Here is a 13,096-nt window from a genome sequence, read left to right as displayed (position 1 = left end):
CATGACATTATCCCGCGTGAGTGCCATCAACTGGAACAAGATTGAGGATGATAAAGATCTCGAGGTTTGGAATCGCCTGACCAGTAACTTCTGGTTACCGGAAAAGGTCCCGCTCTCCAACGATATCCCGGCCTGGCAAACGTTGAACGCCGCCGAACAGCAGCTGACTATCCGCGTTTTTACCGGGCTGACGCTGCTCGACACCATTCAGAACATAGCCGGTGCGCCAGCATTGATGGCCGATTCGTTAACGCCGCATGAAGAGGCGGTGCTATCGAATATCAGCTTTATGGAAGCGGTGCACGCCCGTTCGTACAGCTCAATTTTCTCCACTCTTTGCCAGACCAAAGACGTGGATGCGGCTTACGCGTGGAGTGAAGAAAATACCCCACTCCAGCGCAAGGCGCAGATCGTTTTGACACATTACGCCAGCGACGAACCGTTGAAGAAAAAAATTGCCAGCGTGTTTCTGGAATCCTTCCTGTTCTATTCCGGCTTCTGGTTGCCAATGTATTTCTCCAGCCGCGGAAAACTGACCAATACCGCCGATCTCATTCGTCTGATCATTCGTGATGAAGCCGTTCACGGGTATTACATTGGTTATAAATATCAAAAAGGTCTGGAGCACATTTCTGAATCCGCACGCGAGGAGTTAAAGAATTTTGCCCTCGACCTGCTGATGGAATTGTATGATAACGAAGCGCGTTATACGGAAGAATTGTATGCAGAAACCGGCTGGGTGGATGACGTCAAAGCCTTCCTTTGCTACAACGCCAATAAGGCATTAATGAATTTGGGGTATGAGGCATTATTTCCGCCAGAAATGGCGGAGGTTAACCCGGCAATCCTTGCTGCGCTGTCGCCCAACGCTGACGAAAACCACGATTTCTTCTCGGGTTCCGGTTCATCATACGTGATGGGAAAAGCTGTCGAAACCGAAGACGACGACTGGAATTTCTAGCACTCATTTCCGCGGGAAATACCGTACATTTTTCGCGGAAATATTTTAACAGGATCACACTTTTGTCGTGCAAATATAATTGTGTGATCTACACTCAATATCAGCCGCATTATTCGCCTGCATTTCAGCAATTCAGGCGACTTTTCATTGCCATTTACAAAAAATATTACCCCATTCACATTCGCGCTCAGCCCTTATATCACGGGAAGTCCCGCCACATGGCCTTCAGCAATATTCGTGCCACAAACAAATTCAGGGTTGTCTCAGATTCTCAGTATGTTAGGGTAGAAAAAGGTCACTATTTCCATCAGGTAATATATCGATATAAACAAATAACAGGAATCATTCTATTGCATGGCAATTAAATTAGAAGTTAAAAATCTCTATAAGATATTTGGAGAGCATCCGCAGAGAGCCTTCAAATATATTGAAAAAGGACTTTCAAAAGAGCAGATTCTGGATAAAACAGGGCTATCGCTTGGCGTTAAGAACGCCAGTCTGGCCATTGAAGAAGGCGAGATATTTGTCATCATGGGATTATCCGGTTCGGGTAAATCCACAATGGTACGCCTTCTCAATCGCCTGATTGAACCCACCCGCGGGCAAGTATTGATTGACGGCGTAGACATCGCCCGGATATCCGATGCTGAGCTTCGCGAGGTGCGCAGAAAAAAGATTGCGATGGTTTTCCAGTCCTTTGCCCTGATGCCGCACATGACGGTCCTGGACAATACGGCATTCGGCATGGAATTAGCCGGTGTTGGCGCGGATGAACGTCGTGAAAAAGCGTTAGATGCGCTACGCCAGGTTGGTCTGGAGAATTATGCTCACGGATACCCGGATGAACTTTCCGGAGGGATGCGCCAGCGTGTGGGCCTCGCCCGTGCATTAGCCATTAACCCTGACATCTTATTAATGGATGAGGCCTTTTCTGCCCTCGATCCGTTAATTCGTACCGAGATGCAGGATGAACTGGTAAAACTACAGGCGAAACATCAACGTACCGTGGTCTTTATTTCCCACGATCTCGACGAAGCTATGCGTATTGGCGACAGAATTGCCATTATGCAAAACGGTGAAGTGGTCCAGGTCGGCACGCCAGATGAAATCCTGAATAATCCGGCCAATGATTATGTACGCACCTTCTTCCGCGGCGTTGATATTAGCCAGGTCTTTAGTGCCAAGGATATTTCACGTCGTAGCCCTGAAGGTTTAATTCGTAAAACGCCCGGGGTCGGTCCACGTTCAGCGCTGCAATTATTGCAGGACAAAGATCGCGAATATGGTTACGTGATCGAGCGCGGCAATAAATTCGTCGGCGTTGTCTCTATCGACTCTTTAAAAACAGCATTAAGTCAGGCGCAAGGTATTGAAGCGGCATTGATCGATGAGCCGCTAGCCGTGGATGCACAAACTCCTCTCAGCGAGTTGCTTTCTCATGTCGGCCAGGCCCCGTGCGCGGTGCCGGTTGTTGATGAGGAACAACAGTATGTGGGCATCATTTCAAAACGCATGCTGTTACAGGCTTTAGATCGTGAGGGGGCAAACAATGGCTGATCAAACCAATCCGTGGGATACCACACCAGCGGCCGACAGTGCCGCACAAACCGCCGATGCCTGGAGTACGCCATCAGGCGCGCCAGCTGACGGCGGTGGCGCAGACTGGCTGACCAGCGCACCCGCGCCGGCGCCAGAGCATTTCAATATTATGGATCCGTTCCATAAAACGCTGATCCCGCTGGATAGCTGGGTCACAGAAGGGATCGACTGGGTCGTTACCCATTTCCGTCCGGTCTTCCAGGGCATTCGAGTCCCGGTGGATTATATTCTCAACGGCTTCCAGCAGCTTCTGTTGGGTATGCCAGCCCCGGTGGCGATTATCCTGTTCGCTCTGATTGCCTGGCAGATTTCCGGCGTTGGAATGGGCGTTGCTACGCTGATTTCATTGATTGCAATCGGGGCCATCGGCGCGTGGTCGCAGGCCATGATCACCCTGGCGCTGGTACTAACCGCTCTGCTGTTCTGCGTGGTGATCGGTCTACCGATGGGGATCTGGTTGGCGCGCAGTCCACGGGCGGCAAAAATTGTTCGTCCGCTGCTGGACGCCATGCAAACCACACCGGCGTTCGTCTATCTGGTGCCGATCGTCATGCTGTTTGGTATCGGCAACGTCCCGGGCGTGGTGGTGACGATTATCTTCGCCCTGCCGCCAATCGTGCGTCTGACCATTCTGGGGATTAACCAGGTGCCAGCCGACTTGATTGAAGCCTCGCGCTCATTTGGCGCCAGCCCGCGTCAGATGCTGTTTAAAGTGCAGCTCCCGCTGGCGATGCCTACCATTATGGCCGGGGTCAACCAGACGCTGATGCTGGCGCTCTCAATGGTCGTCATCGCGTCGATGATCGCCGTCGGCGGACTGGGTCAGATGGTTCTGCGCGGAATCGGTCGTCTGGATATGGGGCTTGCCACCGTCGGCGGGGTTGGGATCGTGATCCTCGCCATCATTCTCGACCGCCTGACGCAGGCTGTCGGTCGCGACGCCCGTAGCCGTGGCAACCGTCGCTGGTACACCACCGGTCCCGTTGGGCTTATCACTCGCCCATTCACGAAGTAATTCACCCGTTGCCCGGTGGCGTATTGCTTACCGGGCCTATACGTCCCTCCAATAATTAAGGAACAACGATGCGACAGAACGTCATTATTGCCACAGCGTTTGCCACCCTTGTCTCCACCAGCACTTTCGCTGCCGATCTGCCAGGCAAAGGCATCACTGTACAGCCAATCCAGAGCACTATCTCTGAAGAATCCTTCCAGACGCAACTGGTCGCCCGTGCGCTGGAGAAACTGGGTTATACCGTTAACAAAACAAGCGAAGTTGACTACAACGTCGGCTATACCTCCATTGCCTCTGGCGATGCAACTTTTACCGCTGTGAACTGGCAGCCGCTGCATGATGATATGTATGCCGCAGCGGGCGGAGACAAAAAGTTCTATCGCGAGGGGGTATTCGTTACGGGTGCCGCGCAAGGTTATCTGATCGATAAAAAAACCGCTGAGCAGTATAAAATCACCAATATTGCCCAGTTAAAAGATCCGAAGATCGCCAAAATCTTTGACACCAACGGCGACGGAAAAGCAGACATGATGGGCTGCTCGCCGGGCTGGGGCTGCGAAGCGGTGATCAACCACCAGAACAAAGCCTTCGATCTGGAAAAAACCGTCGAGGTCAGCCACGGTAACTATGCGGCGATGATGGCTGACACTATTACCCGCTTTAAAGAAGGCAAACCCATTCTTTACTACACCTGGACACCGTACTGGGTGAGCGACGTTATGAAACCGGGTAAAGATGTGGTCTGGCTGCAGGTGCCGTTCTCTTCCCTGCCAGGCGAGCAGAAAGACATTGATACCAAGCTGCCAAACGGCGCCAACTACGGCTTCCCGGTGAACACTATGCATATCGTCGCCAACAAAGCCTGGGCGGAGAAAAACCCGGCTGCGGCGAAACTGTTTGCCGTCATGAAGCTGCCGCTGGCGGATATCAACGCGCAGAACGCGATGATGCACGACGGGAAGGCATCTGAAGCCGACGTGCAAGGTCACGTTGACGGCTGGATCAAAGCCCACCAGCAACAGTTTGATGGCTGGGTGAAAGAAGCGCTGGCTGCGCAGAAATAACCCCCTCGTAGGTCTGATAAGCGTAGCGCCATCACACCAATGCCTGATGGTAGCGCGATGCACCTTATCCGGCCTACACGCCCTCCCCCCAACCGCACAATCCATCACCCAACAAATCAGCAACATTTAATCACTTACGTTATGATTGTTTTCTGCAACCCATTTTTCAGTTGAAAACCATGACGAAAACCACTCAGGGACTTAGCCCTTCGCTGATCCTGTTAATGTCTATCGCCACCGGCCTCGCCGTCGCCAGTAACTATTACGCGCAGCCGCTGCTCGACACCATCGCACGTAACTTTTCGCTATCGGCCAGCACCGCTGGCTTTATCGTCACCGCGGCCCAGCTAGGCTATGCCGCCGGCCTGCTGCTTTTAGTACCGCTTGGCGATATGTTTGAACGTCGGATGCTGATCGTCTCCATGACGCTGTTAGCAGCAGGCGGCATGCTTATTACCGCCAGCAGCCAGTCGCTGGGCATGCTGATCCTCGGCACCGCCCTGACCGGGTTGTTCTCGGTAGTGGCACAGATTCTGGTTCCGCTGGCGGCGACGCTTGCCACGCCGGATAAGCGCGGTAAAGTTGTCGGCACCATTATGAGCGGCCTGCTGCTGGGTATCCTGCTGGCGCGCACCGTGGCGGGATTACTGGCCAATCTTGGCGGCTGGCGCACCGTATTTTGGGTCGCATCGATATTAATGGCACTGATGGCGATTGCGCTGTGGCGCGGTCTGCCGAAGATGAAATCAGATACTCATCTCAACTATCCGCAACTGTTAAGCTCCGTATTCAGCCTGTTTATCCATGATAAATTGCTGCGTACCCGCGCGATGTTGGGCTGCCTGACCTTTGCCAATTTCAGTATTCTCTGGACCTCTATGGCGTTTTTGCTCGCCGCGCCGCCGTTTAACTACTCTGAAGGAACGATCGGGCTGTTTGGCCTGGCAGGGGCCGCAGGGGCGTTAGGCGCGCGTCCGGCAGGTGGTTTTGCCGATAAGGGAAAATCACATCTCACCACGACCACAGGTCTGTTATTACTGCTGCTCTCCTGGTGGGCTATCTGGTTAGGGCATAGTTCCGTACCAATGCTGATTATCGGTATCCTGGTCCTGGACCTCACCGTTCAGGGTGTGCATATCACCAACCAGACGGTTATCTATCGCATTCATCCGAACGCGCGTAATCGCCTGACCGCCGGATACATGACCAGCTATTTTATTGGCGGGGCGGCAGGTTCGCTGATTTCGGCCTCCGCCTGGCAGCATGCCGGTTGGGCTGGCGTTTGTCTGGCCGGTACGACCGTTGCCCTACTCAACCTGTTGGTCTGGTGGCGAGGATATCACCGTCAGGAAGCCGTAAATTAAGCATATAGCGTATGTTTACCGCTGATTGGGCTCCGCAGGGTGTTAAGGAGCCCATCAGTCTGCTAAGGTTATAACTCATTGAACCAAGTTATATTAATTTCGGTAATGAAACCTATAACCCTATGGAAAGCCCGATATCCCAGTCTGAACCCAGTTCTGCGACGCTAACTGAAGGATTCAAAGACAGCCTGCCAATAGTCATCAGCTATATTCCGGTCGCTTTTGCATTTGGTCTCAATGCCACTCGCCTTGGCTTTACTCCGGTTGAAAGCGTGTTTTTCTCCTGCATTATCTATGCGGGAGCCAGCCAGTTTGTCATCACCACAATGCTCGCCGCAGGCAGTTCTTTGTGGGTCGCCGCACTGACCGTCATGGCCATGGATGTACGCCATGTTTTGTACGGACCTTCCCTGCGTAGCCGAATCGCCCAGCGACTGAGCAAACCCAAAAGCGCGCTGTGGGCCTTTGGCCTCACCGATGAAGTCTTTGCCGCCGCCACGGCGAAGCTGGTACGGGATAACCGGCGCTGGAGTGAAAACTGGATGATCGGCATTGCGCTATGCTCCTGGGCCTCCTGGGTGTTTGGCACGGTGATCGGCGCGTTTTCCGGTAGTGGTTTACTCAAGGATTACCCGGCAGTTGAAGCCGCGTTGGGCTTCATGCTCCCGGCGCTGTTCATGAGCTTCCTGCTCGCCTCTTTCCAGCGTCAACAAGCACTTTGTGTGACTGCAGCACTGGCCGGCGCGCTGGCTGGCGTCATGCTGTTTTCCATTCCTGCCGCCATCCTTGCAGGCATTGTCTGCGGATGCCTGACGGCTCTTATCCAGTCATTTTGGCAGGGAGGTCCCGATGAGCTATGAGGTCTTGCTGCTTGGCCTGTTGGTCGGCTGCGTTAACTACTGTTTTCGTTATTTGCCGCTCCGTCTTGGAGTGGGGAATGTTCGCCCGACGAAGCGCGGCGCGACGGGCATATTACTCGACACCATTGGCATTGCATCAATTTGCGCCCTGTTGGTGGTGTCTACCGCGCCAGAAGTGATGCACGATTCTCGTCGGTTCGTGCCTACGCTGGTGGGGTTTGTCATACTGGGCGCAAGCTTCTATAAGACCCGCAGCATCATCATTCCAACCTTACTGAGTGCTCTGGGCTATGGATTAGCCTGGAAAATGCTGATTGTCTTATAGATAAAAACAATCATTTTAAATAAATAATACATTTACTTTATTTGTCACTGTCGTTACTATATCGGCTGAAATTAATGAGGTTATACCCAAATGGATAGTTCGTTTACGCCCATTGAACAAATGCTAAAATTTCGCGCCAGCCGCTACGAAGAGTTCCCTTATCAGGAAGTGCTTCTGACTCGTCTATGCATGCACATGCAGGGCAAGCTGCTGGAAAACCGCAATAAGATGCTGAAAGCTCAAGGGATTAACGAGACATTGTTTATGGCGTTGATTACGCTGGAGTCTCAGGAAAACCACAGTATTCAGCCTTCTGAACTGAGTTGCGCGCTTGGCTCGTCACGCACTAACGCAACCCGCATTGCGGATGAGTTAGAAAAACGTGGCTGGATCGAACGTCGCGAAAGCGATAACGATCGCCGCTGTCTGCATCTGCAATTGACCGAGAAAGGCCACGCATTTTTGCAAGAGGTGTTACCGCCTCAGCATAACTGCCTGCATCAGCTTTGGTCATCTCTCAGCACCACCGAAAAAGATCAGCTTGAGCAAATTACCCGTAAACTTCTGACCCGTCTTGACCAGATGGAACAGGATGGCGCGGTATTAGAAGCGTTGCGCTAACGCGCCGACTCGCTCAGAAATCCAGATTTATAAATGAAAAAACCGACAGGCCAGCACGCATACTGCTGGCCTGTCTGATAAACAGGTCGGCTCAGCCGATGTGAAAAAAAAAGAAGATCGTGGAGAACAACATGAGCGCAAATGCGGAGACTCAAACCCCGCAGCAACCGGTCAAGAAGAATGGCAAACGTAAAAGTATGCTGCTCCTTCTGACCTTGCTCTTTATTATCATTGCCGTGGCATATGGGATTTATTGGTTTTTAGTACTGCGTCATGCCGAAGAGACAGACGATGCGTACGTGGCAGGGAACCAGGTTCAAATCATGGCGCAGGTATCAGGCAGCGTGACGAAAGTCTGGGCTGATAACACTGACTTTGTAAAAGAAGGCGATGTGCTGGTCACCCTCGACCAGACGGACGCAAAGCAGGCATTTGAAAAAGCCAAAACTGCGCTGGCTTCCAGCGTGCGTCAGACGCACCAGTTGATGATCAACAGCAAGCAGTTACAGGCAAGCATTGAAGTGCAGAGAACCGCGCTGGCGCAGGCACAAAGCGACTTTAATCGCCGTGTCCCGCTGGGCAATGCCAACCTGATTGGCCGCGAAGAGCTGCAACATGCGCGTGATGCCGTCGCCAGCGCTCAGGCTCAGCTTGATGTTGCTATCCAACAATATAATGCCAACCAGGCGATGATTCTCGGCAGTAAGCTGGAAGACCAGCCCGCCGTGCAACAGGCTGCCACTGAAGTGCGCAATGCCTGGCTGGCGCTGGAACGAACCCGAATCGTCAGCCCAATGACTGGCTATGTTTCCCGTCGTTCCGTGCAGCCGGGAGCGCAAATTAGCCCGACCACGCCGCTGATGGCGGTCGTTCCAGCCACTAACCTGTGGGTGGATGCCAACTTCAAAGAAACACAGCTCGCGCACATGCGTATCGGTCAACCGGCGACCGTGATCAGCGATATTTACGGCGATGACGTGAAATATACCGGTAAGGTTGTCGGCCTGGATATGGGTACGGGCAGCGCCTTTTCCCTGCTGCCAGCACAAAACGCAACGGGTAACTGGATCAAAGTCGTCCAGCGTCTGCCGGTGCGTATTGAACTGGATGCACAGCAGCTGGCGCAGCATCCGCTGCGTATCGGTTTATCTACGCTGGTTAAGGTAGATACCTCAAATCGTGACGGACAAATTCTGGCAAGCCAGGTTCGCACCACGCCGGTATCAGAAAGTAATGCACGGGAAATCAACCTTGCTCCGGTCAATAAGATGATCGAAGAGATCGTGCAGGCCAACGCGGGCTAATTCAAAGGTGCGTGTGATGCAACAGCAAAAACCGCTGGAAGGCGCGCAGCTCGTCATTATGACGATCGCGCTGTCCCTGGCGACATTCATGCAGGTGCTGGACTCCACCATTGCTAACGTGGCGATCCCCACTATCGCCGGGAACCTCGGCTCTTCACTGAGCCAGGGAACCTGGGTGATCACCTCATTCGGGGTGGCGAACGCTATCTCGATTCCGATCACCGGCTGGCTGGCAAAGCGCTTTGGCGAAGTAAGGCTATTCATGTGGTCAACTATCGCCTTCGTCATTGCGTCATGGGCATGCGGGATGTCCACCAGCCTGAACATGCTGATTTTCTTCCGCGTAATCCAGGGGATTGTCGCCGGACCATTAATTCCGCTGTCACAAAGCTTGTTGCTGAATAACTATCCTCCCGCCAAACGTTCTATCGCTCTGGCGCTATGGTCGATGACGGTGATTGTTGCCCCGATATGCGGCCCTATTCTTGGGGGCTATATCAGCGACAACTATCACTGGGGCTGGATATTTTTCATCAACGTGCCAATCGGTGCTGCGGTGGTATTGATGACTCTGCAAACCCTGCGCGGTCGGGAAACCAAAACCGAGCAGCGGCGCATCGATGCCATTGGTCTGGCCCTGCTGGTCATTGGTATCGGCAGCTTGCAGATTATGCTCGACCGCGGCAAAGAGCTGGACTGGTTCGCCTCTCAGGAGATTATCATCCTGACGGTGGTCGCCGTGGTCGCCATCAGCTTCCTGATCGTCTGGGAGCTTACCGACGAGCACCCCATTGTCGACCTCTCGCTGTTTAAGTCGCGCAACTTTACCATCGGCTGTCTGTGTATCAGTCTGGCCTATATGCTCTACTTCGGCGCAATCGTCCTGCTGCCGCAGCTGTTGCAGGAGGTATACGGCTATACGGCAACCTGGGCCGGTCTGGCGTCAGCGCCGGTTGGGGTGATTCCGGTGATCTTATCGCCAATTATCGGCCGCTTCGCGCACAAGCTTGATATGCGTCGGTTAGTTACGTTCAGTTTTATTATGTACGCCGTCTGTTTCTACTGGCGTGCGTGGACGTTCGAACCGGGTATGGACTTTGGCGCATCGGCCTGGCCACAGTTTATTCAGGGTTTCGCGGTAGCCTGCTTCTTTATGCCGCTGACGACTATCACGCTGTCCGGCTTACCGCCTGAGCGTCTGGCCGCGGCATCAAGTTTGTCGAACTTTACGCGAACGCTGGCCGGCTCTATTGGCACATCAATTACGACGACGATGTGGACTAACCGCGAGTCACTTCACCATGCGCAGTTAACGGAATCCGTTAATCCTTACAATCCAAATGCGCAGGCAATGTACGATAAGCTGCAGGATTTAGGGATGACGCATCAGCAAGCGTCAGGCTGGATAGCCCAGCAGATCACCAATCAGGGGCTGATTATTTCCGCCAACGAAATCTTCTGGATGTCGGCGGGGATCTTCCTGGTCTTGCTTGGCCTGGTGTGGTTTGCCAAGCCACCCTTCGGTGCGGGCGGCGGCGGCGGTGGCGCGCACTAAATATCTGATAAAAGGGATCTGCGGATCCCTTTTTTATTGCCCCGTAAACCACCTCCCAGGGATATGGTTGAGGGGAGGCAATAAAAAACCCCGGTTATAAGCCGGGGTTAATTTAAATACTGGAACAACTAATCAGTATGACTAAATATGCAGTTCCTGCAGTTTCTCTTTCGGCAGCGCCAGCTCTTCATTGTTGTTAACGCGTACATCATGCTCCAGAATATGACGTGCGATATCCTGTGCTTCGCTAAGAGAGTGCATCTGATACGTACCACACTGGTAAACGTTCAGCTCCGGGATCTGGTTTTGATCCTGCACTTTCAGCACGTCCGCCATCGCCGCTTTCCACGCGTCGGCAACACGCTGCTCGTCTGGCGTACCAATCAGGCTCATGTAAAAGCCAGTGCGGCATCCCATCGGAGAGATATCGATAATCTCCACGCCGTTGCCGTTGAGATGGTTACGCATAAAACCTGCAAACAGATGTTCCAGCGTGTGGATACCTTTCTCAGGCATCACTTCTTTGTTCGGAATGCAGAAACGCAGATCAAACACGGTGATCGCGTCGCCATGCGGGGTGTTCATCGTTTTTGCAACCCGGACCGCGGGAGCTTCCATCCGGGTGTGATCGACAGTAAAACTATCTAACAACGGCATTTAGCCACCTCCGATAAATTTTTTGAAAATAATCTGAACTCTTTGTTCCGGGGCGAGTCTGAGTATATGAAAGACGCGCATTTGTTATCATCATCCCTGTTTTCAGAGATGAAATTTTGGCCACTCCCGAGTGGCCTTTTTCTTTTGTATCAAGCGTGCTTTTCCAGCCACACGCTAAACGGCTCAGTATCAGCCGCTTCGATCTCCTGCTGACGACGCTTTGAAGCCTCGGTTTCAGCAATAAATTCCGCTTCCTGCAATATTTCTAACGGCTCTTCACGCAGCAGATTTCGGTAAGCCTCACCCAGCGCTTTACCCGTGCCGCCAATGCCTTCATCAATCATAGACCGTAGGATGCGGGCAGAGAAAGTCAGTTCTGGGTTGTCAAAACAGGCAACCAGTTCATCACAGACCTTTTGATACTCCTCTCCCCCATCGATGCTGTCCAGCGTTTGTGCCACGCGTTTCAGATCACGGAACAGATCTTTCCCTACCTTAGGCAGCGGGAACTGGGCTGTTTCACAGCCAATACCTAACGTCAGCCCAGGCTTACGACCTTCAAGAATCACCCGATTCCAGTTTTTACGCGTACACAGCAATTCATCGCTGCTCATTTCCGGGGCATCGGCCAGCGCACACCAGACCATAAACAGATCGAGGAAACGCACCTGCTGCTCGTCCACACCGATCGGTGAGAACGGGTTGATATCCAGTGAGCGAACTTCAATGTACTCAATACCGCCACGCAAAAGCGCGTCAGAAGGCGTTTCGCCACGACGAGTGACGCGTTTCGGGCGAATAGGTGCATACAGCTCATTTTCAATCTGCAGAACGTTGCTGTTGATTTGCAGACGCTTACCGTCCTTCTCCAGACCGATCGCCGCGTACTCCTCGGAAGGGGTTTTAATCGCGCGCTTTAATCCTGCCACATACTCATGCAAATCGTTAAACGTAATTCCGAGATTGCTTTGCGACTTATTGGTATAGCCCAAATCACTCAGGCGCAGCGACGTCGCATACGGCAGGTAATACATCCCACAGTCGGTTTTTTCAAACGGCAGGGTTGTCGGTTTTCCTTGCAGGAAAGAGGAACAAATGGCCGGAGAGGCGCCAAACAGATACGGGATCACCCAACCAAAACGGTAGTAGTTGCGGATCAGACGGAAGTAACCCGCGGAGATCTTCTCTTTAGCATCTTCGCCGTCCGTTACGCCACATTTCGCCTGCCAGAAAGCCATCGGCAATGAGAAATTGTAGTGTACGCCGGAGATAGTCTGCATCAACGCGCCGTAACGGTTTTTGAGGCCTTCACGGTACAGCGTTTTCAGACGACCAGTATTCGACGTACCGTACTGCGCCAGTTCGATATCCTGACCTTCGGCAATATAGCAAGGCATGCTCAACGGCCACATACGTTCGTCGCCCAGGTTCCTGGCGGTATACCGATGCAGGTCGCGCATGAACGTGAGCATTTTCTCAATGTCGTCGCCTGGAGGCGTAATAAACTCCAGTAGTGCTTCGGCAAAGTCAGTGGTTATCCATTTATGCGTTAGCGCTGAGCCTAACACCTCAGGATGGCCTGTCGTTGCTAATGACCCATCTGCATTAACGCGCAGCGTTTCGCGCTCCAGCCCACGTTGAATCCCCTTTAACGCCTGAGGATGGTTTTCCAGCCAGGCCAGCGCCTGTGATACGTCCGGGATCAAATTGACCTCCCGCCTGTCAAAATCGTTTTAATTAGCATAATGGTATTGGTTACCCTGAAGGCTAT

Annotated in this window: 12 protein-coding genes; 10 read left to right on the top strand and 2 right to left on the bottom strand. The window is 52.8% G+C overall.

What is annotated here, in order from left to right; genetic code table 11:
- Position 1: 1 nt before the first annotated feature.
- The 10 genes from nrdF to emrB all read left to right on the top strand — a co-directional run bounded on the left by nrdF (position 2) and on the right by emrB (position 10,668).
- On the top strand, positions 2-961 hold the full coding sequence (gene nrdF, locus HV243_RS05680) for a class 1b ribonucleoside-diphosphate reductase subunit beta (protein ID WP_019077528.1): 960 nt from the start codon (positions 2-4) through the stop codon (positions 959-961).
- 354 nt (positions 962-1,315) lie between these two features.
- Positions 1,316-2,518 (top strand): glycine betaine/L-proline ABC transporter ATP-binding protein ProV, encoded by a 1,203-nt coding sequence (proV, locus tag HV243_RS05675; protein ID WP_016157301.1) that lies wholly within the window; start codon positions 1,316-1,318, stop codon positions 2,516-2,518.
- Positions 2,511-3,575: a glycine betaine/L-proline ABC transporter permease ProW gene (gene proW / locus HV243_RS05670; protein WP_016157302.1), complete on the top strand. Its 1,065-nt coding sequence runs from the start codon at positions 2,511-2,513 to the stop codon at positions 3,573-3,575. Before proV ends, proW begins: the two co-directional genes overlap by 8 nt.
- Positions 3,576-3,643: 68 nt before the next feature.
- A complete protein-coding gene (gene proX / locus HV243_RS05665; RefSeq protein ID WP_016154154.1) occupies positions 3,644-4,639 on the top strand; it encodes a glycine betaine/L-proline ABC transporter substrate-binding protein ProX in 996 nt (331 codons plus the stop codon).
- A gap of 179 nt (positions 4,640-4,818) precedes the next feature.
- On the top strand, positions 4,819-6,003 hold the full coding sequence (locus HV243_RS05660; protein ID WP_053390099.1) for an MFS transporter: 1,185 nt from the start codon (positions 4,819-4,821) through the stop codon (positions 6,001-6,003).
- Between the two features lie 122 nt (positions 6,004-6,125).
- Complete coding sequence (locus HV243_RS05655; RefSeq protein WP_019077531.1) at positions 6,126-6,863, top strand: AzlC family ABC transporter permease; 738 nt, start codon at positions 6,126-6,128, stop codon at positions 6,861-6,863.
- Positions 6,853-7,188 carry an L-valine transporter subunit YgaH gene (gene ygaH, locus HV243_RS05650; protein WP_016154157.1) on the top strand — a complete coding sequence of 112 codons (336 nt, stop codon included), beginning with the start codon at positions 6,853-6,855 and terminating at the stop codon, positions 7,186-7,188. Before HV243_RS05655 ends, ygaH begins: the two co-directional genes overlap by 11 nt.
- Positions 7,189-7,278: 90 nt before the next feature.
- Positions 7,279-7,809: a multidrug efflux transporter EmrAB transcriptional repressor EmrR gene (gene emrR, locus HV243_RS05645; protein ID WP_003037300.1), complete on the top strand. Its 531-nt coding sequence runs from the start codon at positions 7,279-7,281 to the stop codon at positions 7,807-7,809.
- Positions 7,810-7,940: 131 nt separating this feature from the next.
- Entirely contained in the window at positions 7,941-9,113 is a 1,173-nt protein-coding gene (gene emrA, locus HV243_RS05640; RefSeq protein WP_181603938.1) for a multidrug efflux MFS transporter periplasmic adaptor subunit EmrA, read from the top strand.
- A 16-nt stretch (positions 9,114-9,129) separates the two neighbouring features.
- Positions 9,130-10,668, top strand: coding sequence for a multidrug efflux MFS transporter permease subunit EmrB (gene emrB, locus HV243_RS05635; protein WP_016154159.1), 1,539 nt, complete (start codon positions 9,130-9,132; stop codon positions 10,666-10,668).
- 141 nt (positions 10,669-10,809) lie between these two features.
- On the opposite strand, the gene luxS is transcribed toward emrB, so the two are convergent.
- Positions 10,810-11,325, bottom strand: a complete 516-nt coding sequence (luxS, locus tag HV243_RS05630) for an S-ribosylhomocysteine lyase (protein WP_053390101.1) — start codon at positions 11,323-11,325, stop codon at positions 10,810-10,812.
- Positions 11,326-11,474: 149 nt separating this feature from the next.
- The gene (gene gshA, locus HV243_RS05625; protein WP_016154161.1) at positions 11,475-13,031 is read right to left on the bottom strand and encodes a glutamate--cysteine ligase; all 1,557 of its coding nucleotides are present in this window, start codon (positions 13,029-13,031) and stop codon (positions 11,475-11,477) included.
- Positions 13,032-13,096: the final 65 nt, after the last annotated feature.

Origin of the sequence: Citrobacter sp. RHBSTW-00599 (assembly GCF_013784065.1) — a bacterium.
Lineage (GTDB): Bacteria > Pseudomonadota > Gammaproteobacteria > Enterobacterales > Enterobacteriaceae > Citrobacter > Citrobacter braakii.
The sequence above is the reverse complement of the archived record's forward strand: the minus strand, read 5'-3'. Positions and strand labels throughout refer to the sequence as shown.